Source organism: Chryseobacterium sp. WG23 (genome assembly GCF_024586575.1).
Lineage (GTDB): Bacteria > Bacteroidota > Bacteroidia > Flavobacteriales > Weeksellaceae > Chryseobacterium.
On sequence record NZ_JALCZE010000006.1, the window covers coordinates 68916 to 92096 of the forward strand.

A 23181-nucleotide genomic window follows, 5' to 3' on the forward strand; every position below is an offset into this window, starting at 1 on the left:
TTTTAAATCAACTAACAATGGTAGAAATGTTTATAAGACGAAAGGTTCTTTCGTTAGTTATTTCCATATTATTTGTCCTCCTGGGGATTATGGCCCTGATGAAAATGCCTATTACCCAGTTTCCGGATATTGTACCGCCCTCTGTTACTGTAACGGCGAAATATACAGGAGCTAATGCAGAGGTGTCTGCCAATGCTGTAGCTCTTCCCCTGGAACGTGCCATCAACGGAGTTCCGGGAATGACGTATATGTCTACAGTGACATCCAATGACGGCCTTACCCTGATTCAGGTGTTCTTTGAAGTGGGAACAGATCCCGATGTTGCTGCAGTTAATGTTCAGAACAGGGTAACGACAATACTCGATGAGCTTCCTGAAGAAGTGATCAGAGCTGGTGTAACGACTGAAAAAGAAGTGAACAGTATGCTGATGTACCTCAACATTACAAGTACAGATCCAAGTCAGGACGAACAGTTTATCTACAACTTTACAGATATCAATGTTCTTCAGGAGTTGAAACGTATTGATGGAGTAGGACGTGCAGAGATCATGGGACAGAAAGAATACTCGATGAGAGTATGGCTGGACCCACAAAAGATGGCAGCCTACAGTATTTCGGCAGATGAAGTGATTCATTCATTACAGAAGCAGAATATTTCGGCAGCTCCCGGAAAAGTGGGGGAAACGTCAGGAAAAACCTCCAGCCAGCTTCAGTATGTAATTAAATATAAAGGTAAGTTTTTTGAACCCAAGCAATACGAAGAAGTTCCCATCAGATCTGACGTAGACGGAACTATTTTAAAGCTTAAAGATATTGCTAAAGTAGAATTTGGGGCCATGAATTACGGAATGGTTTCCAAAACGGATGGCAGACCTTCCGCTTCTATTATGATGAAGCAGCGTCCCGGTTCCAATGCCTCTGAAGTCATTGAGAGCGTAAAAACCAAAATGGAAGAATTGAAAGTTTCTTCTTTCCCTCCCGGAATGGAATATAACATGGCATATGATGTTTCCAGATTCCTGGATGCTTCCATTAGTGCGGTATTGACAACCCTTATTGAAGCTTTTATTTTGGTAGGAATTGTTGTATTTATTTTCCTTCAGGACTGGCGTTCAACCCTGATTCCGGTATTAGCTGTTCCTGTGGCACTTGTAGGAACTTTTGCTTTCATGAATATGCTGGACTTCTCGGTAAACCTATTGACTTTATTTGCTTTGGTTCTTGCGATTGGTATTGTGGTGGATAACGCAATTGTCGTCGTAGAAGCTGTCCATGTTAAAATGGAGGAAGGCATGAATGCGATGGATGCTACCGTAAGTGCTACAAAGGAAATTGCAGGAGCAGTAGTAGCCATTACAATTGTGATGTCTGCTGTATTTATTCCTGTTGCATTTCTCGATGGCCCGGTTGGCGTATTCTATCGTCAGTTTTCATTAACACTGGCCATCAGTATTGTTATTTCAGGGGTGAATGCATTGACACTTACTCCGGCACTTTGTGCTATTATTTTGAAACCGCATGACCATAATAAGAAAAAAACTGTGATGGACAGGTTTTTCCAAAGTTTTAATACAGGTTTTGACCGGTTGACAAACGGTTATGTAAGTATTTTATCAAAATTTGCAACAAGAACTACAGTAACTTTTGGATTGCTGTTCCTGTTCATCGGGCTTACCTTCCTGACCAGCAAGTTTCTTCCCACCGGATTTATCCCTATGGAAGATCAGGGGATGGTATATGTAAGCGTTACCACACCACAGGGTGCAACTGTGGAGAGAACGGAAAAAGTACTGGATGAAGTAACGGTTATTGCAAAGAAGATAAAAGGCGTAGAAAACGTAACAACGCTTGCCGGATACAGTATTGTAACAGAGATTGCAGGTTCATCCTACGGAATGGCGATGATTAACCTTAAAGACTGGAAAGAAAGAGATATTTCAGTGAATGATCTGATCACGGAGCTTTCTGAAAAAACAAAGTCTATTGCAGACGCACAGATTGAAATTTTCGCGCCGCCTACGGTGCCCGGATTTGGAAATACAAGTGGTTTTGAATTGCGATTACTGGACAGAACCGGCGGAACTATCGAGAATACAGATAAAATCACTAAAGATTTTGTCAAAAAGCTGAATACTGCTCCGGAACTACAAAATAGCTTTACCAGCTTTGATGCTACTTTCCCGCAATATATGATTAATGTAGATTACGATATGGCCGCTAAAAAGGGAATTTCCGTAGATAATGCCATGTCCACTTTACAGACGATGCTTGGCTCTTATTATGCCACCAACTTTATTCGCTTTAGTCAGATGTATAAAGTGATGGTTCAGGCAAGCCCGGAACATAGGGATACTCCTGAAAGTATTTTGAATCTCTATCTGAAGAATGACAAGGGCGAAATGGTTCCTTTTTCAACATTTATTACCATGGAAAAAGTATATGGTCCTGAAGTGCTGACAAGGTATAATATGTATATGTCTGCAATGATTAACGGAGAGCCCGCAGATGGATATAGCTCAGGAGATGCCATTGCAGCAGTAGAACGGGTAGCTAAAGAAAGCCTTCCAAGAGGGTTTGATATAGAATGGTCGGGGATGACAAGAGAAGAAATTCTGTCGGGAAACCAAACCGTGTATATATTCCTGATCTGTCTGTTGTTCGTGTATCTTTTGTTAGCTGCGCAATATGAAAGTTTCCTTCTTCCGATGCCGGTGCTGTTAAGCCTGCCTACAGGGATTTTTGGATCCTATTTCGCATTGGTGCTGACTGGGCTGGATAGTAATATTTATGCACAGGTAGCCTTGGTCATGCTGATCGGACTTTTAGCTAAAAATGCAATTCTTATCGTAGAATTTGCTGTGGCCAGAAATAAACAGGGCTTTGATATTATCCCGGCTGCTATTGAAGGAGCAAGACAGCGTTTGAGACCTATCCTGATGACTTCCTTCGCGTTTGTAGCAGGGCTTATTCCGCTTTGTATTGCTTCCGGAGCAGGGGCAATAGGAAATCGTTCCATTGGTACAGCTGCAGCAGGAGGAATGCTGATAGGAACAGTTTTCGGATTGGTGATCATTCCGGGACTGTATATATTCTTTGCAAAACTTGAAAATAAGAAGAAAGATGAAAAGATTAAACCATAGAAATATATTTTACGGAATTGCTGTATTGAGTATGGCTTCATGTGCTGTTCCGAAAGTCACCATGCTGAAGAAGCCACAGACACTGCCTGAAGAAGTGATTAAGACTGAGAAAAAAGAAAATTCGGATGAATTTCAGCAGATTAACCTGAAAGCTTACTTTTCAGATCCTCTGTTGCTGGAACTTTTTGATAAAGTGGTCCAGGCTAATCCGGATTTTCAGATTGCCCAGCAAAGGGTAGAAATTGCGAACAGTTTTCTACAGCGGTCCAAAATGGATCTTTTACCTTCTCTTGATGTAGGTGTTGAAGCTTCCGGGAACCGCTATGGAAAATATACAATGGAAGGAGTAGGAAATTACGATACCAATCTATCTCCTAATGTTACTGAAGAACAGAAAATTAATAGAAATTTTACTCCTAATTATTGGTTGGGGGCAAGGAGCAGCTGGGAAATTGATGCCTGGGGAAAGCTGAAAAACAGGAAAATTGCCGCCCAAAAGAAATATCTGGCTTCTACGGAAGGGCTTAGGCTGCTGCAGGTAGAGCTTTTTACAGATATTGCCAATCTGTATTATCAGCTGGTGGCTTTAGACAATCGTCTGGCTATCTATCAGAAGAACTATAAGCTTCAGCAAAGGGCCTTTGAAATTGTTTTGGCACAAAGGGAAGTGGGGAAGGCTACGGAACTTGCAGTACAGCAATTTAAAGCCCAGAATAATAACTGGCTGGCAGAAATAGAACATATAAAAGTCGAGATTGTAACTGTTGAACAGGCAATTACCACGCTGACAGGGAGCTATGGTGGAGATGTTAAGCGGGGAAAAATACTGATGCCTACCAATATGGATATTTTAAATAAAACCATTAATGTGGAAGGAGTGGTGCATTCCAGACCGGATGTTGCTGCCAATTATTATGTACTGGAGGCTTCCCAGGCAGATGCCAAGGCGGCAAGAGCTGCTTTTTATCCTAAAATTGATCTCGGGGCAGGTTTTGGACTGAACTCTTTTTCTGTAGAAACCTTATTTAAACCCAGTTCATTAGCCGGGCAATTGTTGGGAGGATTAATGGTTCCTGTTTTTAATAAAGGCCAGCTGAAATATGAGTTTAAAATAGCAAATACAGAGCAGGAAATAGCCTTTCTTAACTATCAGAAGAGTATTACTACTGCATTTAACGAACTTCAGTCTATTTTAAAGCAAACAAAGATCTACGAAAGGGTTTTGAAGCTGAAATCAGAAGAAGTCGGATTTCTGGACCGAGGGGTAGAAGTTTCCAATGATCTGTATTTAACAGGATATGCCAACTATTTTGAACTGATTAATTCTCAGAAGAGCAAACTGACGGCAGAGCTCGATCTGCTGCAGTTTCAGCATCAGAATACCAGGAATAATGTCTTGCTGTTCAAAGCATTGGGCGGAAAGTTAGACTAGCTTTAATATAACCATTAAGAAGCTATAAGCTGTTTTAACTGACAATATCTTTTTAAGATTTTAATTTTTTAGCAGCTTCTGTTTTTTAGTGTTTTTAAAACAAAAACAATTTTTGCCGGTCTGAAAAACTAGCCCATTTTTATTTTTTACGATGAAGAAAGCCACCCTTTTGAGGTGGCTTTTATTTTTATAAGATCGTTTGTAATTATTTGATCACTTGGATATTGACTGCAGAAAAACCTTTTGGTGATTTTTCTTTCTCAAAAGATACCTTGTTTCCTTTCTTTACAAGTTCTGTACAGTTGTTGTTGTGGAAGAAAATATTTTCTTTTGAATTGTCCTCAGTAATGAAGCCATATCCTTTTTCACTGTGGAATGTGATGATTCCTGTTTTACGGATATCTTCTTCAATAATTGGAGCTGCACCTAACTGAATTTCTTCAAGGTTTACCTCCTGTCTTTCTTCAGGTGGAGTGGATGTTAATCTTCCGAATTCATCTACATACATGAATACATCCTCCATATCCTTTCCTTTGTTGTTGTTCGTTTTACGCTCTTCGCGTCTTAACGCTTTTTCTTTTTGCTTTTGAATTTTTTTCTTGAAATTTTCCTTTTTAGAAAAAGAATCTGCCATAAATTATTTTTAGTATTTAGTTTCTAATATATTGTTAATGATTCAGTGTATCAGCTTTATATTTTATAGAGCCCACTGATGCTTCCTGTCTTGGATTTCCCCTATCATATAGAGCTTTAAAATTCCGATAAGTTGTTCTTAGTAGAAGAATTAAAGTTAAAAATATGGCTGCTTTGCAAGCAAAGGCTTAATAAAATGATATTCAGCCGTGGTAAAAAACAAGTAGTAATCTAGCTATTAATATGCAAATATACAATAATAAAATGAATAATACGGTTTTAAATAATTGATTATCAGAAATAGATTCTACAGAAACAGCAATGAACATGGTGGAAAAGACATCTTTCAAGCTTTTCACGGAACGTAATAATAAATCCCCAGCAAGCTGAGGATTGTGAAACTCTATTATAGAAATGAAGTGGTGATAATATGGATGGTTGAATATCAAATGCTATGCCTAAAACTCAATGTTGAAGGAGATCTACAGCGTTTGATGAGGTTAAAAACGGAAAATGTATTTGTATCTGTCTGAGAAATAATAATGTATTCGTGAAAATATTTTTTTTGACATCATTAATTTTTTTTTCAGCTCAACATCAGCAGCTATGTGCAATTGATAGGATGAAACATAAATACCGAAAAATTCACCATACTGAGATGAATTTTATTTTTCACCTTTGTTTTATTAACATTTAAATAATTAAGAATAATGTCAGCACAAGATGTAAAAGGAAAAGTAGTTTTAATTGCCGGAGGAGGAAAAAACCTTGGTGGATTATTAAGCAAAGGTTTTGCCGCCAAAGGAGCGAAATTAGCAATACACTACAATAGTGAAAGTTCTAAGGCCGAGAGCGAAAAAACACTTGCTGAAGTTCAAGCTTTAGGAGCTGAAGCATTTTTGTTTCAGGCTGATCTTACTAAAGTGGAAAATGTAACTAAATTTTTTGACGAAACGATTTCAAAATTCGGGGGTATTGATATTGCAATCAATACGGTAGGGATGGTACTGAAAAAACCATTTGCAGAAACTACGGAAGAAGAATATGATAAAATGTTCAACGTGAATTCAAAGTCTGCTTATTTCTTCCTTCAGGAAGCAGGAAAAAAGCTGAATGACAACGGGAAAATCTGTACTATTGTCACTTCATTACTTGCTGCCTATACAGGATTGTATTCTACATATGCAGGGGCAAAAGCACCGGTAGAACATTTTACAAGAGCGGCTTCTAAAGAATTCGGTGGAAGAGGAATCTCTGTAACTGCTGTAGCTCCAGGTCCTATGGATACCCCTTTCTTCTATGGGCAGGAAACAGATGATGCGGTAGCTTATCATAAATCGGCTGCTGCTTTAGGAGGGCTTACCGATATCAAGGACATCGCTCCGCTGGTAGAGTTTTTAGTAACAGAAGGTTGGTGGATTACCGGGCAGACTATTTTTGCTAACGGAGGATATACCACAAGATAATCTAAGAAATCTTACAATAACAAAACCACTGAACTTATTTTCAGTGGTTTTGTTATTTATTTTAAAAAGCAACTGGGAGAATTAAGACATTAATTTTGTCCCATCTTTAAGCTCATCAGTACTTTTTTTTTGCTTATGATTTTATTAAGTAGAAGCTCGGTATACCAATTCTGCATCCATTAAAACTGACCGGCTTGGGGATGAATGATCTTTGATTTTTTCCAGTGCCAGTTCTGCCGCCTTTTCACCCATTTCCTCCAGAGGTTGTTGTACACTGGTTAATTGGGGATATACCATTGATGATAATTCGGTTCCGGAAAAGCTTGCCACGGATACATCTTCAGGTATTCTTATCTTTTGTTCAAGAAGATAATTCATGACACCCATTGCCAAGGTATCACTAAATGCAAAAATACTGTCAAATTCTATATTCTTATTTAACAGTTCCTGGATGATATCTCTTCCATGCTGAACAGTCATCCCATTGGCCTTTATAATAAGGTTTTCATCAAAGATGTTGTATTTCATAAGAATACGTTTATAGCCATTCATTCTTTCCGTAACATTCCGGATAGTTGTAGGCCCCATGATATAGACAATTCTTTTTCTCCCTGTTTTAATTAAATATTCTACCATTAATGATGCTTTAATATAATCATTAACAATTACTTTGGAAACATCTAAGGACTCATGAGGGAGCCTGTCAAAGAATATTAAAGGAGTTCCCTGCCTCATAATGTGCTGATATATATCGTTATTGTAGGTTTCATGACAAAGGTTGATAATAATAGCATCTACATTAAACTCTTCGAGTAGCTGTAGATTTTTTCTTTCTATAAGAGGATCTTCATCAGACTGGGTGATGATAATCCGGTATCCAAGCGGGTACATTATATTCTGAATTCCTTTAAGAACTTTTGCTGAAAAAGGAGTGATCATTTCAGGTACAACAAACCCTATGGTCTTGGATTGTCCGGATTGCAGACTTAAAGCAGTAAGGTTGGGTTTATAGCCCATTTTATTTGCTGCATCCAATACCCGTTTTCTTGTTTCATCATTTACATTTTTATCATGAAGGAGTGCTCTGGAGATGGTAGAGGTGGATAATGACAAAAATTTAGACAGATCTTTAATCGTAATACGCTTCATTATACCATGCTTTTCGTCAAAAATAACAAAAAAATAGACAATTGGGAACGTTCCCTAAAATTTGGGAACGTTCCCAATTTAAATTTTTAAAAAAAACTAATGAATTAACTATTTGTTAATATAGTTTTAGCGGATTGATTAATCTGTTAATAATTTATTACTTATGGATAAGATTTATTGTAATTATGATTTGCTTGAGGTTCGTGCCGGGATTTTACATATTGGTGTAGGAAATTTCCACAGGGCTCATCAGCAATTTTATACCAATATGCTGTTACATGATAAAGATCAGCAGAGCTGGGGGATTTGTGGAGTTTGTTTATTGCCTTCAGATGAGAAGATCGTAAACAATTTACGGGCTCAGGATCTTAAGTACTCACTAACAGTTTGCGGAAGAAACGGAACAAATGAAGTGTATAAAATATATTCATTATGTGAATTGATCTGGGGAATTGAAGATCCGGATGCAGTGGTCAGAAAAATTGCCGACTCCTCAATTAAAATAATCACTTTAACCATTACAGAAGGAGGATATAATCTGGATAAGGAAACCGGAGAATTTATTCTGAATGATGAAAAAATAAAGTATGATCTGGAAAACCCTGCCAGTCCTACTACCGTTTTTGGCTTTGTTGCAGAAGGATTACGCAGTAGAAAAGTAAAAAATGCGGGAGGGATTACAATACTTTCGTGTGATAATCTTCAGCATAACGGTGATACAGCGAAAAGAGCTTTTACAGCATTTATAGAAGCACAGGATAAAGACCTTGCAGCATGGGTAAAAGACAATGTGGCTTTCCCCAATAGTATGGTAGACCGTATTACTCCTGCCACCACTCCTGAAGATATTGAAAGACTGAACAAGCTGAATGGTACGAATGACAAAGCTCCTGTTTACTGTGAAGATTTTGCACAATGGGTAATAGAAGATTACTTTATGGCTGGAAGACCTGCCTGGGAAAAAGTAGGAGTAGAATTCACAGATGATGTCAGTTTATTTGAAAATATGAAACTGAGCCTGTTGAATGCTTCACACACACTGTTATCTTATCCGTCTTTCCTGATGGGGTATCGAAAAGTAGACCAGGCGATGGAAAATAAAGATCTGGTACAATTTATCCGAAACTTTATGGATATTGATATTACACCATTAGTTCCTGTCCCTAAAAATACAGATTTAGAAAATTACAAAGACACACTTATTGAAAGATTTGCCAATCATAGTGTCAGTGATCAGGTAAGCCGTTTGTGCTCTGACGGGGTTTCAAAATTTCCGGTATATATTATTCCTAATCTTGATAAAATGAAAAAAGAGGGGAAAGACCTTACAAGACTTGCTTTTCTTATTGCTTCCTATAGACATTATCTGAAATACAAAACAGATGACCATGGAGATACTTTTGAAGTGTCTGAACCCTGGCTGACTACCAGTGACGACTTACTTATTGATAGTGAAAACCCACTTGATTTTTTAGAATTATCAGCTTTTAAAGGAGTTCATCTGAAAGATTCTGGACAGTTCACAAATCTGTATACCCGGTTTGTACAAGATATTAAAGACTCGGGAACCGATTGGGTTTTAAAATCAATTATAAAATAAAAGGTCATGCAAATAAATTCAAATATAAGCCCTTCAGAAAATAAGACAAACAATGCCATACTGCCATTTGCCATTATCACCTTTATTTATTTTATTGTAGGTTTTCTGACAACCGTGAATGAGCAGCTGCAGGCGCCTCTGAAATTCACTTTTCTAAGCCATGCCGGCAGTTTGAAAAATACATTTACCACTTTAATTTCCTTTTTCTTCTTTCTTGGCTATCTTTTGAACGGAACACTGGGAAGTAAATGGGTAAATGCATTTGGATATAAAAATACAATCCTGCGTGGTCTTTTTTTTATGATTTCAGGTCTTTTTATGTATTTATGCTCATCCTGGTTTGGTGATCAGTATCCGGATTTACAGTTCAGTATTAAGGATGCGGTTATTCCTTTCGGATTTACCATTTTCGTTATAGGATCTTATTTAATGGGTACTTCTGCCGCCATCATTCAGGTGGTTGTAAATCCTTATGCCGCATCATATGAATTGAAAGGAACCCAGCCGGTACAGCGGTTGAATATTCTGACAGCCATTAATTCAATAGGGACTACTTCTGCACCATTTTTTGTTACCGTGGTCATGTTCAGTGGGATTTCCATAGAAAATATAGAAATCAGGCAGTTGCTGCTCCCTCTGTTAGCACTTATCATATGCATATTAATGGTAATGGTGATTACCAAAAAGCTTCACCTTCCTGATATTGCCCATACGAGAATAGTAGGAGAAGAAAAGCTGGAAAGAAGCATCTGGTCATTCAGGCATTTTGTATTGGGGGTTCTGGCTATCTTTTTTTATGTTGGAACTGAGGTTGCTATCGGAGCCAATATTAATCTGTATGCCTTTGAATTGATGGATTCGGGACATCCAATCACCTTTTTCGGAAAAACAGATATTATTGTCGGTGGGATAGATTTAGGCATTCATGCATTACTGTCTACATTATATTGGGGTGGATTTCTTGTAGGGAGAGCAGTATCAAGTTTCTTGAGTAAAATTTCTGCAAGAACACAATTAATAATCACAACAGTTCTTGCGACGATTCTTGCCCTAACATCTATGATTACACAAAACCTTTGGTTTCTGGTGGCAATCGGTCTTCTGCATTCGTCTATGTGGAGCTGCATCTACACCCTTTCTATAAAAGGATTGAATAAGTATACCTCAAAAGCATCAGGTATTTTTATTTCTGCAGTATTTGGCGGGGCTGTGTTTACCCTTATCCAAGGCGGTTTGGCAGATGTTTTAGGCTCGTGGAGATGGACATGGTGGCTTACCGTAATCTGCGAATTGCTGATGCTGACCTATGCTTTGTTCGGATCGAGGATAAGAGAAAAAGATCTTATTCATTAGTTCACTATCATATATTTTCTTAGAGCTATTTTATTATCCTGTAAATAACTACCGGATAGAGGATACTTAGTGTTTATATTAAAAATACTTATGTCATGTTAAAATGTATTATATTGTTTTTTTCCGCGGTTATAGGAAGTGTATTTTTGAATGCACAGGAGGTACATTCTGCTTTACAACTTCGAAATAGTCATTTATGGCGTGGTATTGAAGTTTCTACAGGCTTGGTTTCTACAGGAGATGTACATTTGGATTATAAGAACTTCTATGCAGGATTTTGGGCTGGTGGTAATGTGAATGGCTCCTATAAAGAATTTAATAATTATGTAGGATACAGAAATAAACATCTTACTTTAGAATTATGGGATATTTATAATTTTTCACCGGATGCCTCGTATAATAACAAAGAATTTTTTAATTATTCAGCAAGGGAAACCGGGCGCTTTTGGGACCTGAGATCTTATTATACCATAAGTGAAAAGTTTCCGTTAGTTCTCAGTTGGAACACTGTGGTTTTCGGGAGAGACAGGAACAGTGATAATACAAAGAACAAATATTCATCATTTGTATCGGGAGAATATCCTGTCTATAAGAAAGAAAATCTGGAAGTAAGAGGAAGACTGGGATATGGCTTTGCACTAAACAACAGCAACGGCGAAAAGAATAACTTTTTTGCTAAAGAAGCAGGATTTAATGAGGTGAGTCTTATTATTTCAAAAAACTTTACCATTGAAGGATATAAAATACCCATCGGAATATGGGGAATGTGGAATCCTGTAAACAATAATGCATTTCTGCAGTTTTCCGTACAGGCCTATTCATTCTGAAAAACAGAGATGAATTTGAGAAGTCTATTAAAAATATATTTATTATTTTAAAATAATGGAAGATAAAAAAAATAAAGCAGTCTGCTTTGGAGAAGTTCTGTGGGATATTTTTCCGGGAGAACAGAAAAGAATGGGGGGAGCCCCTTTTAATGTAGCATATCATCTTTCAAGGATGGGTGTTGGTGTCAATATGATCAGTAGTGTTGGAGATGACCAGCTTGGGCACGATCTGTTACAGAAAATGAAAAACTGGAAAATTCCGACTGAGCACATTCAGATAAGCACAGAATATCCTACCAGTACTGTTGTTGCTTCAATGGATGAGAATAATGATGCGCATTATGATATCGTAGAAAATGTAGCCTGGGATTTTATTGATATGACCCAAGCAGATCAGGAAATCCTTAATGAAGCAGATGCTTTAGTGTTTGGAACACTGGCAGCCCGAAGTGAGAAATCCAAAAACACATTATTCCAGTTACTGGAGATCGGTTCTTACAATGTTTTTGATATTAACCTTAGAGAACCATATTATGAGGTTAGCATGATTAAGGACCTGTTACACAAAGCACATCTTGCAAAATTTAACAAAGCAGAATTACGTATGATGCTGGACTTTTTAGGAAAAACATATACCAATGAAGAAGACAGCATACATTATTTACAGGATCAATTTGACCTCCCGGAAATTATTGTTTCCAAAGGAAGTAAAGGAGCTCTGTATGCTTATAAGGATGATTTCTATCTCTATCCTACCATCCCGGTTACCATAAAAGACACCGTTGGAAGTGGTGACTCTTTTTTAGCAGGGTTTTTATCAAAAAAGCTGGAAAAAGGAAGTTCTGTACATGAAACAATGCTACAGGCCGTTTCACTAGGAGCTTTTATTACATCACAGGAAGGAGCATGCCCTGAATATACCCTTGAGGATTTTAACAGATTTAAAAGTGAACACCCTGTCTCTGTTTTGAGCTGAACCAACAAACTGCATATTAATTTAAAATGATTCTTGAAGAAACATTTTATACCTTTAATGGAAGGATCAACACTGAAATATTGTATTATGCAGCATCAGCTAGAAAAACATTATGTAAACAGGGTAGGCTGGCTTCGGGCAGCTGTTTTGGGAGCTAACGACGGGTTGCTGTCCACCACGAGTATTGTTATTGGGGTTGCCGCAGCAGAACCCGACCGTCATATCATCATTCTGGCTGCTTTAGCGGGAATGATTGCGGGGGCAATGTCTATGGCTGCCGGTGAATATGTGTCTGTAAGCTCACAGGAGGATACAGAAAAAGCAGATTTAATCCGTGAAAAACGTGAGCTTGAAGAAATGCCTGAAATAGAACTTAGAGAATTAGCTAAAGTCTATGAAAGAAGAGGATGTACTAAAGAAACAGCAATGCAGGTTGCTACTGAGCTCACAGCACATGATGCATTGGGAGCCCATGCCCGGGATGAATTGGGAATCAATGAAATCACACAGGCAAAACCTCTGCAGGCAGCTATTGCTTCATTTGGATCCTTTGCATTAGGCGCTTTATTACCTTTTATGGTCTCTTTACTAGCTCCTATTAAGCAGATGATCTATTTTCAATATGGTTTCTCCATCATATTCCTCATGCTGCTAGGAGCAATTTCAGCCAAAACAGGTGGTTCCGATATTAAAATTGCCATGCTCAGAATCTGTTTCTGGGGGACGGTAGCAATGGGAATTACAGCTTTGGTAGGACGTTTTTTCGGAGTAAGTGTAGCATAGTACTTTGTACTTTGGAAGTTGTGTTTTAATACTTTTTGAAAGGTAATCTTTTGATTTACAAACAATAAAAAACCTAACAAGTGTTAGTCGTAGAAATACTACACTTTTTCAGATTTAAGCTTAAATATTCTTTCAGTCTGGTAAATACTTCTAATTTTGGTGATATAACCAACCACAAATCACAAAATATTAACGATTAAAATTTACGATCATGGCAGAAAGAAATTCAAGAGGAATTCTAAAATTCAACAACGGTGAAGGACAAAAGTTATTAAAACTGAATTATACGGTAGCCCGTGCTACAGACGTGTCCGGTAGAGTAGCATCTGATCCTTCCAATGCTCTTATTAAAATTACAGTAGAAGCTACAGAGAAATCTGACATCCTGGAAAGCCTACTTAATGGAAAATACAAACCTACAGTAGGTGAAGTAACTTTCAACAAATCTCACGAAGAAGGAACATTAACAACATTAAAATGGACTAACGGGTATGTCATCCAGCACGAAGTAGATTTCGATGCCGTAGATGAAAACAGTATGTACATCAGTTTTGTTGTAAGTGCAGAACAAATTGATCTAGGTAATTCAGCTTATAATGGGGCTTGGCCTACAGCATAAGAATCCGATCTCTTACAATTTAACTCAACATAAAACAGAATGGTGCTACAAAGATGCTGTTCTGTTTTTTTGTCTGTAATTATTTCCATCGGGACATCATAAATGGACAAGCAGCTTTATCTTTTTAAAAATTCTATAATTTTAAACATAAAGCTGATAATGTGAATTTTATATTGTAAAAAATTCATAACTTTATGAAAAGGTCATTTGTTTTTTAATTTTTTTATTAAATAAATTCCCCGAAAACACTTTACATAATATGAATAAAAATACCTCGAATTCAGATAAGATTTCCGAGAATCATATTCCCGGAATCAACCGTGTGGTTAAACTGGATATTGTGATAGAAGGCAAAATCATCAAGCACTTTAAGCATTTTCGTTTGCAGCAAAGTGTAAAAAAACATCATGATTTTGAACTGACATTGGCTCATGATACCCTGGACGGAAGACAAAACCATGATCTGGAAGAAGCTCAACAGTTTTTAGGAAAACGTTTAACAGTGGTTTTTAAATACAAAGATGTAGAAGGAAGTCCGGAAAGAACCTTTGTAGGAGTGATCACAAGAGTGGGCTTCAGCCAGGAAAATCATAACCTTGGAAATATTGTTTTGAAAGGGCATAGCCCTACCATTCTGTTGGATGCTGCTCCCCACACCCAAAGTTTTGGTGGAGATCAGCCTGTTAATATGGGAATCATTGCAGAGGATGTTATCAAACAAGGGATAGAAAGTACCAAGTTTGATGTAAAAGTAAATGCCAAAGCTTCGTCCCAGATCCTCTACAGCGCCCAATATAACGAAACCCATTATAATTATCTCTGCAGAATGGCTGAAGCCTATGGTGAACAGTTCTACTATGATGGTGAAGTGCTGCACTTCGGAAATATGCCGCCTCAGAATAAAGCATTGGAACTGGTATATGGAAGCAATGTTTCTGATGTGAATGTTGAATTGAAAGCAGTGCACATCAAACCCAGTTTCTATGGATATAACAGCAGCTCAAATGCTAAGCTCTCTTCGGGAGAAACCCCTATAAAACATGTAGGAAATTTGGCAAAAACAGCTTACCAAAATAATGACGGTATATTCAAAACTCCGGCATTACAGGTAGCTCCCATAAAAGCGGCAACCGATATGGATGTTGTTATTTCCCAAACCAGTACAGCCGGAAGTAAAGCGGTAGAAGTATTTACGGTTTCCGGTGGGACAACTATTCCCTTTTTATATCCGGGATGTGTTGCCGATATCAATATGCGAAAAACAGATACTAATCAAACCTCATATTTTACAAAGCTGATGATGACGGAGGTGATTCATGAGGTGGATGCTTTGGGCCGCTATACAGGAAGATTTGAAGCGATAGCCTCAGATACAGGATTTATTCCGAAACCGGATTTTATTGTACCTATTGCGCAGCCTCAGATTGCTACTGTAATATCCAATACAGACCCGCTGGAACAAGGAAGGGTAACTGTAAGATTTGACTGGCAGCTCCATGATACGACCAATTTTATCCGGATGATGGCTCCTGATGCAGGAGGAACAGATCAGATCACCCAAAACAGAGGCTATGTGGCTGTACCTGAAGTAGGAGATCAGGTGATGGTTGGTTTTGTACATAATCACCCTGACCGTCCTTTCGTGATGGGAGGAATGTTTCATGGGGGAACAGCTATGGGTGGCGGTGTTAATAATCATTTAAAATCTATACAAACCAGAAGCGGTATTAGAATTTTGATGAATGATGCAGAAGGAAGTGTCAATATTATCGATCCTAGCGGGAATAATTATTTTATGGATGGAAAAGGTAATATTGTGGTAACTGCTCCTAAAAATATGACATTCAATGCAGGGGAAAATCTTAATATTAATGTAGGAAAAGATATGAAGACCAGTGTTGGAAATGATCATACTACTACTATTACTAATGATCACAGATTCACCTCAAAAAACTATAAACAGACGGTGAACGAAAATAAAACCATTAATGTAACGGGTGATTTAAAAGAAACAACATCTACCACCACCCATAAAGCAAAAAATGGCGATATTTTGTTACAGAGCTCAGGAGTGGCGAAAATGCTGGGTAAAATAGATGCTAAGGTGAATAAAGGATAGAAAATGTTGAAAAAAGTACTGATCTCCTTCTTTTCATCGGTCTTATCGGTAGTGGCTCTTGTCATTATTGAATTAGGTTTTATGGATTTGACAACACAGTATAGCCATGGAGATTATGGATGGGTCGCCCTTTGGTTGATCTTCGCTTTTTTTCCGGTATTATTTGCTCTGCCGTTTGTAATGGCTTCTAAACGTAAACAAAACGAAATAAATGATTTTCTTTTATTTTGTTTTTACTCTTTTTGTATATGTTTTCTTGTGATATCGTTAATTTTAGTGATTATCCTTCCGTTGATGTCATAAGAATCATTAAGTAACAACAATTAAGAGTAAATTATTAAAAAAAAATGTAAGGTGTTAATAATGAATAAAGTAATAAAATATCTATTAAGCTTTTTATTTTTTACCCAGATCTCGTGTCAGGAAAAAAAAGACCATAAAAAAACTGAAACTATGACAAAATATGAATGGACTGAAGGAACCTCTGCCCCTTTAGGATATCCGATGGAAGTATACAAAGGAGGAATGGAATGCGAAGGGGGAGAATGGGTAGGATTAAGCTTTGGTATCGTTCCCGGGAGCCATTCCTGGGGATCGATTAATCATGGGATGGGGAATGGCTTTAAAAGTCTTCCCTCGCGTTTGGATTTTATCTGGATGTCTTATATCGAAAATCAGTTTTACCAGATAGATACGGCAATTGATACCGAAATGGTAAGAAAATATTTTAGCCAGGGGTTTGAAATAAAAGGAGCGAGTGGAAAAGCACAACATTTAAACTACGATGTTATTTCTGTAGGTATGGCACCTGGAGGTGTGGTCGTTGTTTGGGTGGCAGGAATTGGCTGGCAAAAAGAAATAGGGAGATATCAGGGTAAAAAAGTAACCATTCCAGAATCAGAAATTGCTAAGCTCGACAGTCATGAAAACCGATTTTGGCGCAAAGATTATTTGGAAATGGTACATACAAGAGAACAGATTATTCCAAAGAAAATACAGGAAGAAAACAAAGAAAAGCCTATACCATTTGGTTTATGGGATGTTTATAGAACAAGGTTTACTTGGAAAGCTGTTTTTGAACTCCCGGAAAATGCAAAATTAAATCCGCTAAGAGATGTTGGGGTTGATATGATAAATGGTGAAAAAGAACAATTTGATGCTGCAAAAAATCCTTTATCAGATTATGATTTTAGAACAATTCCTAGTTCAATTTCAATGTCAGTATTAGATAAAGATAATAATAGATACGGAGCAGCATGTAATTTGGACGAAAAATCCAGCTTTGACGCTTTTAATAGTGTTTTTGGAGATAATCCCAAAAGTACCAAAGCAGAATTAGTCATAAAAGTGAATGAGGCGTTTAGCTTTTTTACAGTAAAGCTAAAAGGGGAAAATGGGAAAGAAGCTTTTATTAAGACAGATAAATTAGAAATATTTAAGTCGAAAAAGAAAAATTAAAAGAAGCCTCAAATTTAGGATTATGGGAAAAACATTTGTGTACAATACTGGAAATTATGCACCTCCTGTTGACGAACTGCATTTGGAGGTAGGTGTTTTCTTTGACGGAACTTTGAATAATCTTAAAAATACTGAGCTCCGCCAAAAATATAAGGATGGCAAAAACAAAATTGAAAGCACGGATTCTGAAGAAGAAATTTTACGAAAAGAAAAAGCGATAGAAGATACGACTGAAAAACAGGAAGATGAATATGATGATTTAGATGATAAAAAAAAGCCAGATGCCGGTTCCGAATATGACCAGTATCTTAAAGCGATTCACAGGAGCCGCTTAGATAAAATGGGGGTTGATAATAGTTTTAGCAACGATTTTACCAATGTTGCCAGATTGTATAAGTGTTGTGAACAGACTAATTATGCTATTTATATAGAAGGTATTGGGACGCTGGATAACCGCAGAGATGTAGATGATGGCTTCCAATATGGATCTGGTATTACAGGGGTAAGAGGGAAAGTGAGAAAAGGATGTGAAAAACTGGCGGATAGAATTAAAGTAATAATCAGAGATAGTTTAAATGCAGATAAACAATTTACAAAAATATATATAGATACTTTCGGATTCAGCCGTGGGGCTGCAGCCGCAAGGAATTTTGCTTACGAAATCAATGGTAAAAAAAGAACAGCAGATGTTGAGATAAAAAAATCCCGAAAGATAGTAGGATATACTCAAATGGATTCTTCCGAAGGGCCAATTACGATTCCCCAATATGGAGATATGTGGATAGATAAGGATAAAATAGAGGTAGATCCTAATTATCTTGTTGATGGAAAGCTTCCGAAATTTGGATTTCTGGGATATTATCTTTTAAGTAAAGATGTAGTGACCAAAGAAGAATTGGAAGATTTAGAACTGGATGTTCGTTTTATCGGGGCCTATGATACTGTTTCTTCTTATGAGGAGTTTGGTGATATGGGTGGCATGAGACGTGTCGGATGGGAAGGGATGAAGCATTCTACGCTAGGATCTGCATACAATTTCGGAGATGATGTAGAACAGCTGCAGTTATTGAATCCAGGATCTTATTTCAAAGCCGTTCATTTTACGGCAGGCAATGAGCATCGGGAAAACTTTTCATTAACCAGATTTCCGGGTAGTATCGAAAAAGAATTTCCGGGAGTTCATTGTGATATAGGCGGTGCTTATGAAAACGGAATGGAAAAAGTGGATGAAATAGAAACTTCTAACCATAAACCCGTATGGTTCTTAAATAAGCGCAGACAGCAACTGATTGATGAACATTGGTATGATGAAGAACAGATTGAAATCAATAATAGCTTTCTGAATTTTATTACAGCGGGAAGTGTATACCGTAAAATAACCGGAACCCGTTTTCTGAGAAAAGAATACAGCTATATTCCGCTACATTTTATGGAAGAGCACGGTAAAAACCTGTACGACCATCAATTGGTGATGAAAACTGAAACTTCCTATTCTATAGAACATGATCAGTATCTGCCTCATGCAAAGGATCTTTTACATGGTTATGTATTTGAAAATGGTGGAAAGTGGAATTTCAAAACGGATGAACAGGTTGAAAAGGAAAAACAGGAAAGAGCATTGCAAAGGCTGTTAGACCCGGAACCGGTACAGGAACAATCACCTGCTGAGATGGTAGATGAAAACGGGAATAAAATTAAAACCAAGACCTTGGAAGGGGTGACTGTTACTGCCTATCATCCGCAGGCCTTATTAAGAATTATACGCAATAAATACCTTCATTGGTCAGCGAACAGGGACTGGATGGGAATGGATCCCAATAACGATTATCAAAGAAGAATATATCCGGAATAATGAGTAATATACTGCAAAACCTTCATCAGAAAATATACCGCCTGGAAACGATTGTTACAGAGCAGAAAAACGAATTTTATTCCACAGAAAAACGATATGCCAGACAGGTGGAGGTCTGTTACCTTGGAAAAGAGAAAGAAGAACATCAGTTCCAGATTCTAGTCGTTGATTTTGACTTCTCAGATGATGATGATGCAATGGGGCAATTTTTTAAAAAGGTCAGCTATCTGTTTGATGAGATAGAATGCAGGGTAGATGAAGAGGGAAATATTACAGCGGTAGATAATCTGTTTTTTCTCCAGATGAGGTGGGTGAAAATTCAAACTGAATTATCAAAGACCCATAAAGGAGGAGCGGTAGACAGCTATTTCAGCCGGGTGAGCCACTTGCTGGAAAATGAAAATGAACTGATTGAATTTTTAGGAAGTTACCATATGTTTGGGCTGCTTTTTAATGGCTTATTGCAGTCATTTGATAGCAAAAGAAAAAGAATATCTTCTGAAGGATATACAGAAATTATGACTCCTGTAATAGATGGTGAAAAAATGATGCTGACCATTTCTTCTGAAAACTTAGAAAAAACTGAAACCAGCTATTTCAGAGGTCTCTTTGTTTTCAAGGGCGATCTTTATGAGGAAGGTTTTACAGAAGTTAAAAAACACAATGCCCATTTAAAACATTCATTATTATGGATAGGTTAAATACCGATGGCAAAAATGCCGTCCCGGAAACTCAAAATCAGGCTCCAGAACAGACTCCCGATCAGATGAAAGCTGCCAACAGTCAGAAAATGACAGGAAAGCGTGCCGAAAATGAGAAAAAAGATAAAAAGCAAGAAGATTTATTGCTGGCTATAGACGGAGCAAAAATAAAATTCAATGCTCATTTGGGAACATTTAAAGTGTTGAATGATGTACCCACCACACAAGATAAGCTTACCGGAACCATCGTGGACAAACAGACACCCAATTTTATCTTTGATGATGGTTTCATTTTGACGAAATCTATAGAGTGGCAAAATTTTGGAAATGCTAAAGTACAGGACAATGAAGTGCTGTTGAAGAAATCGTTTTTACCCGGAGTAGGAGCTGTACCCGGAACACCTCCGGAAACGGGGAAAGTTGAATTTGTAGATTCCGGACAGGTGAATATACCTGAAAGCATTGATCCAAAGGGTGCACCGGTTCTGCGAAATACTATTGTGGAACAAACCTTTGTAGCCTGTATAGATTTCTATCGTTCGCAATTAAATGCAGATGGAAAATTTGGGAGAGAAGATACTCAATACAATGGAGAATTTGGCTTTGACCGATTTGATAAAAAAGTTTGTGCTGAAGGATTAGCTTCTAAATATGAAAAATTATCCAATATTATTACTAAAGAGAAAACCTATGCTGGTAAAAAAGAATATCTATGTCCATACTTAAGTGTTTGGGGACCAAATACTGAAAATAATACCGATAATAAAAAAAGTAAAATTTTTATATATGTAAGGGCCAATGAGGCCTTTGTGAAAAGTGAAATAAATGAAGCTGATATTGAATTAATAAGTTCAGATGATAAAATCAAAATATCTCCTAATATTGTAAGATTAAGTATAAAAGGTGCTGCTCAAAAAATTAGTATTGAATGTACAGGAGCATTTCGTAAGGATGTTACCATTATTGCAAAAGCAAAAGAGCAACCTCAGGAATTAGGAAAACTTATTGTAAAAGCTAATACTATTTATAAAACCATTATACAGCCAGTAAAAGTGACTTTTGGAACTACAGCAAGTACCGAATCCAAAGATATTCCTCATGTAAATTTAATGAAGGATATAGTGAAATTATTTAATGAAAACTCCTTTAACCAAGCCTATATTTTTGGAGAATTAGCTGCTACTACAAAGCATGTCACTTTTTTGGAAAGCGAATTTAAAAGTTTTTTCAATGATATTGACGGAAAACGATATTTAGAATATTCTGCCTCAAATAAGCAGAAAGCATTTAAATATGATGAATTAATGGGACGTCGATTTGAAGCAAATAATTCTGGTAAGGCTGATCAGCAAAGAAGAGAAGAATTACTCAATAAAAAGATTGAAAATCTACTGAAGGAAATTGATAAAATGTATGGTTATAAAAGTGATGACTTGAAAAAAGCTAAAAAGATGCATGAAGAGCATAAAGTAACTAATATATGGAATGATCAAAAAATAAAAGCTTTGTATGATGATTTTGTAAAGGAAAAAGCCGAATATAATCAATTATACACAAATTCATTTAAGCTAGACCAGAATGGAAAGATCTATTTCTTTTATACTGAAGATATACATGGTGCAGGGTCTCCTGAAAAAGAAATACAGGCTTTCTCATTAATAAATTCTGGGACTGCACAAATTTTCAATTCTGCTCTTACTGATAAAGATGCAGCTTCTTTAATAATACATGAATTAGGGCATGCTTTCGGATTAAGACATCCTTTTGAGGCAGAAGTGATGGGGAGGTATCAGATAAAAGAAAATGGACAAAAATATAAACAAGATTATGAAGATGAAATCAAAAATTTAACAGTTGAGATAGATAGCGTAATAAATTCGAATATTGATAATTTAGAAAAATTAGAGGGTATCTCTAAAAGAGATAATATTCCAATAAGTGATTTACAAGGCTTGGCTCTGCTTAATGAAAGATATAAATCTTTAGAAGGTCTGGTTGCGGACAAATATTCTTTTACAAATTTTGAGGCAAATTTTGTAGATTTTGTAAAAAATGATGTGATCGGTTTAGAGGGAAAAGCACTTTCTCAAATAAGTTCTAATGCTGTAAATCTATTACAGGAAAAAGAAAACTTAAAAATGAAGAAAGAAGAATTAGAGAGATTGAAAAAAGAACGTAAAAAAGCAAAGTCTTATGAAGAATTTCCCAACTCTAAAGCTAATAGTGAGACTCTTGAGAATTATCTGGACTACAGACAAAAAACAGATGGTACTTTCAATAGTAATTTTCAATACAAATCTTTTTATCAATGGCAGTGGAAAAATATGATTAACCTTGGGAAAACAAGAAAATATTTAATTGAAATAAAATAAAAGAGATGAAGAAACTAATCTTTATATTTTCATTATTAACAATAATATCATGTAGTTCTGTAAAATATTATGAATATTATCACAATGATAATATAACTGAAATGAATTCTAAATATGCATACTGCACTTTAGAGGTGCATAAGGATAAAGTTATTTATAGAGCTTTCAATAATAGCTATGTATATAAAGAAAAAGAGCCTATATCTTTTCTCTATATTGAAACCGGAAAAATGAGTGATCTGGACTATATTCCACTGTGGAAAGCCTCAAAATTTTATTATTATATAGATGAAAATCAAAAAAAGGTAATTGACTATACTCTTTTATCAGATGCTGATATTAAATTATTAGGGGGGTATTTTAAGGAGAATAATTTATACAAAAGAGAAAGCAAACAACCAGAAGATTATCACTTTAATAATTATAATTTAAATCGAATTGCCATATGGTTTCCATCAGAATTGAAAAGAGTACAAAAAATAAATTACTCTAAATTTCCAAAAGAAATACAGAAAATTAATCTTGTAAATCCAGATTCTGAAAAAGGTAACATAAAATAAAAGATAAAAAAGGATTGCTCTATAGTGCCTCATGTATTATTGTTGACATTGTCAAAAGAAAAAATGGTTACTGAATAGACAGGTTGTGTGGCAACTAGAACAATCAAAAATAGATGGAATAATGATAGAATACAATTAAAA

General features: G+C 36.6%; 17 protein-coding genes. 15 read left to right on the forward strand and 2 right to left on the reverse strand.

The window, feature by feature from the left end:
• Positions 1 to 17 precede the first annotated feature (17 nt).
• Both MP477_RS10665 and MP477_RS10670 read left to right on the forward strand, forming a co-directional pair.
• The gene (locus tag MP477_RS10665) at positions 18 to 3140 is read left to right on the forward strand and encodes an efflux RND transporter permease subunit (protein ID WP_257190408.1); all 3123 of its coding nucleotides are present in this window, start codon (positions 18 to 20) and stop codon (positions 3138 to 3140) included.
• Positions 3121 to 4572, forward strand: a complete 1452-nt coding sequence (locus MP477_RS10670) for a TolC family protein (RefSeq protein WP_257190409.1) — start codon at positions 3121 to 3123, stop codon at positions 4570 to 4572. Before MP477_RS10665 ends, MP477_RS10670 begins: the two co-directional genes overlap by 20 nt.
• 205 nt (positions 4573 to 4777) lie before the next feature.
• On the opposite strand, the gene MP477_RS10675 is transcribed toward MP477_RS10670, so the two are convergent.
• On the reverse strand, positions 4778 to 5206 hold the full coding sequence (locus MP477_RS10675) for a cold shock domain-containing protein (RefSeq protein ID WP_047487645.1): 429 nt from the start codon (positions 5204 to 5206) through the stop codon (positions 4778 to 4780).
• 709 nt (positions 5207 to 5915) lie between these two features.
• Here MP477_RS10675 and MP477_RS10680 point away from each other — a divergent pair.
• Entirely contained in the window at positions 5916 to 6671 is a 756-nt protein-coding gene (locus MP477_RS10680; protein WP_209803423.1) for an SDR family oxidoreductase, read from the forward strand.
• Between the two features lie 144 nt (positions 6672 to 6815).
• Here the strand turns inward: MP477_RS10680 and MP477_RS10685 are convergent, their stop codons facing one another.
• Complete coding sequence (locus tag MP477_RS10685; protein ID WP_257190410.1) at positions 6816 to 7820, reverse strand: LacI family DNA-binding transcriptional regulator; 1005 nt, start codon at positions 7818 to 7820, stop codon at positions 6816 to 6818.
• 163 nt (positions 7821 to 7983) lie between these two features.
• Between MP477_RS10685 and MP477_RS10690 the strand changes: the two genes are divergently transcribed.
• The 12 genes from MP477_RS10690 (at position 7984) to MP477_RS10745 (ending at position 23040) form a co-directional block, all read left to right on the forward strand.
• Complete coding sequence (locus tag MP477_RS10690; RefSeq protein ID WP_257190411.1) at positions 7984 to 9420, forward strand: mannitol dehydrogenase family protein; 1437 nt, start codon at positions 7984 to 7986, stop codon at positions 9418 to 9420.
• Positions 9421 to 9426: 6 nt separating this feature from the next.
• Entirely contained in the window at positions 9427 to 10773 is a 1347-nt protein-coding gene (locus MP477_RS10695) for an MFS transporter (RefSeq protein ID WP_257190412.1), read from the forward strand.
• A gap of 95 nt (positions 10774 to 10868) precedes the next feature.
• Positions 10869 to 11600: a hypothetical protein gene (locus MP477_RS10700; protein WP_257190413.1), complete on the forward strand. Its 732-nt coding sequence runs from the start codon at positions 10869 to 10871 to the stop codon at positions 11598 to 11600.
• A gap of 55 nt (positions 11601 to 11655) precedes the next feature.
• Positions 11656 to 12576, forward strand: a complete 921-nt coding sequence (locus MP477_RS10705; RefSeq protein ID WP_230037800.1) for a carbohydrate kinase — start codon at positions 11656 to 11658, stop codon at positions 12574 to 12576.
• An 87-nt stretch (positions 12577 to 12663) separates the two neighbouring features.
• A complete protein-coding gene (locus MP477_RS10710) occupies positions 12664 to 13359 on the forward strand; it encodes a VIT family protein (protein ID WP_257190414.1) in 696 nt (231 codons plus the stop codon).
• A gap of 211 nt (positions 13360 to 13570) precedes the next feature.
• Positions 13571 to 13978, forward strand: coding sequence for a type VI secretion system tube protein TssD (gene tssD, locus MP477_RS10715; RefSeq protein WP_047487665.1), 408 nt, complete (start codon positions 13571 to 13573; stop codon positions 13976 to 13978).
• Between the two features lie 259 nt (positions 13979 to 14237).
• Positions 14238 to 16097 (forward strand): type VI secretion system Vgr family protein, encoded by a 1860-nt coding sequence (locus MP477_RS10720; protein WP_230037796.1) that lies wholly within the window; start codon positions 14238 to 14240, stop codon positions 16095 to 16097.
• A 363-nt stretch (positions 16098 to 16460) separates the two neighbouring features.
• Positions 16461 to 17555, forward strand: a complete 1095-nt coding sequence (locus tag MP477_RS10725; RefSeq protein ID WP_257190415.1) for a DUF2931 family protein — start codon at positions 16461 to 16463, stop codon at positions 17553 to 17555.
• A gap of 22 nt (positions 17556 to 17577) precedes the next feature.
• The gene (locus tag MP477_RS10730; RefSeq protein ID WP_257190416.1) at positions 17578 to 19407 is read left to right on the forward strand and encodes a DUF2235 domain-containing protein; all 1830 of its coding nucleotides are present in this window, start codon (positions 17578 to 17580) and stop codon (positions 19405 to 19407) included.
• Positions 19407 to 20108 carry a hypothetical protein gene (locus tag MP477_RS10735; RefSeq protein WP_257190417.1) on the forward strand — a complete coding sequence of 234 codons (702 nt, stop codon included), beginning with the start codon at positions 19407 to 19409 and terminating at the stop codon, positions 20106 to 20108. Before MP477_RS10730 ends, MP477_RS10735 begins: the two co-directional genes overlap by 1 nt.
• Positions 20096 to 22480, forward strand: coding sequence for a hypothetical protein (locus MP477_RS10740; RefSeq protein WP_257190418.1), 2385 nt, complete (start codon positions 20096 to 20098; stop codon positions 22478 to 22480). Before MP477_RS10735 ends, MP477_RS10740 begins: the two co-directional genes overlap by 13 nt.
• Before the next feature lie 5 nt (positions 22481 to 22485).
• On the forward strand, positions 22486 to 23040 hold the full coding sequence (locus tag MP477_RS10745; protein ID WP_257190419.1) for a hypothetical protein: 555 nt from the start codon (positions 22486 to 22488) through the stop codon (positions 23038 to 23040).
• The last annotated feature ends 141 nt before the right edge of the window (positions 23041 to 23181 follow it).

Excerpts from the sequence above, each read along its gene's own strand:
- MP477_RS10700 (WP_257190413.1), top strand. The coding sequence starts at position 10,869 with ATGTTAAAATGTATTATATTGTTTTTTTCCGCGGTTATAGGAAGTGTA.
- MP477_RS10665 (WP_257190408.1), top strand. The coding sequence starts at position 18 with ATGGTAGAAATGTTTATAAGACGAAAGGTTCTTTCGTTAGTTATTTCC.
- tssD (WP_047487665.1), top strand. The coding sequence starts at position 13,571 with ATGGCAGAAAGAAATTCAAGAGGAATTCTAAAATTCAACAACGGTGAA.
- MP477_RS10685 (WP_257190410.1), bottom strand. The coding sequence starts at position 7,820 with ATGAAGCGTATTACGATTAAAGATCTGTCTAAATTTTTGTCATTATCC.
- MP477_RS10740 (WP_257190418.1), top strand. The coding sequence starts at position 20,096 with ATGGATAGGTTAAATACCGATGGCAAAAATGCCGTCCCGGAAACTCAA.
- MP477_RS10725 (WP_257190415.1), top strand. The coding sequence starts at position 16,461 with ATGAATAAAGTAATAAAATATCTATTAAGCTTTTTATTTTTTACCCAG.
- MP477_RS10735 (WP_257190417.1), top strand. The coding sequence starts at position 19,407 with ATGAGTAATATACTGCAAAACCTTCATCAGAAAATATACCGCCTGGAA.
- MP477_RS10675 (WP_047487645.1), bottom strand. The coding sequence starts at position 5,206 with ATGGCAGATTCTTTTTCTAAAAAGGAAAATTTCAAGAAAAAAATTCAA.
- MP477_RS10680 (WP_209803423.1), top strand. The coding sequence starts at position 5,916 with ATGTCAGCACAAGATGTAAAAGGAAAAGTAGTTTTAATTGCCGGAGGA.
- MP477_RS10705 (WP_230037800.1), top strand. The coding sequence starts at position 11,656 with ATGGAAGATAAAAAAAATAAAGCAGTCTGCTTTGGAGAAGTTCTGTGG.
- MP477_RS10730 (WP_257190416.1), top strand. The coding sequence starts at position 17,578 with ATGGGAAAAACATTTGTGTACAATACTGGAAATTATGCACCTCCTGTT.
- MP477_RS10695 (WP_257190412.1), top strand. The coding sequence starts at position 9,427 with ATGCAAATAAATTCAAATATAAGCCCTTCAGAAAATAAGACAAACAAT.
- MP477_RS10745 (WP_257190419.1), top strand. The coding sequence starts at position 22,486 with ATGAAGAAACTAATCTTTATATTTTCATTATTAACAATAATATCATGT.
- MP477_RS10720 (WP_230037796.1), top strand. The coding sequence starts at position 14,238 with ATGAATAAAAATACCTCGAATTCAGATAAGATTTCCGAGAATCATATT.
- MP477_RS10670 (WP_257190409.1), top strand. The coding sequence starts at position 3,121 with ATGAAAAGATTAAACCATAGAAATATATTTTACGGAATTGCTGTATTG.
- MP477_RS10690 (WP_257190411.1), top strand. The coding sequence starts at position 7,984 with ATGGATAAGATTTATTGTAATTATGATTTGCTTGAGGTTCGTGCCGGG.
- MP477_RS10710 (WP_257190414.1), top strand. The coding sequence starts at position 12,664 with ATGCAGCATCAGCTAGAAAAACATTATGTAAACAGGGTAGGCTGGCTT.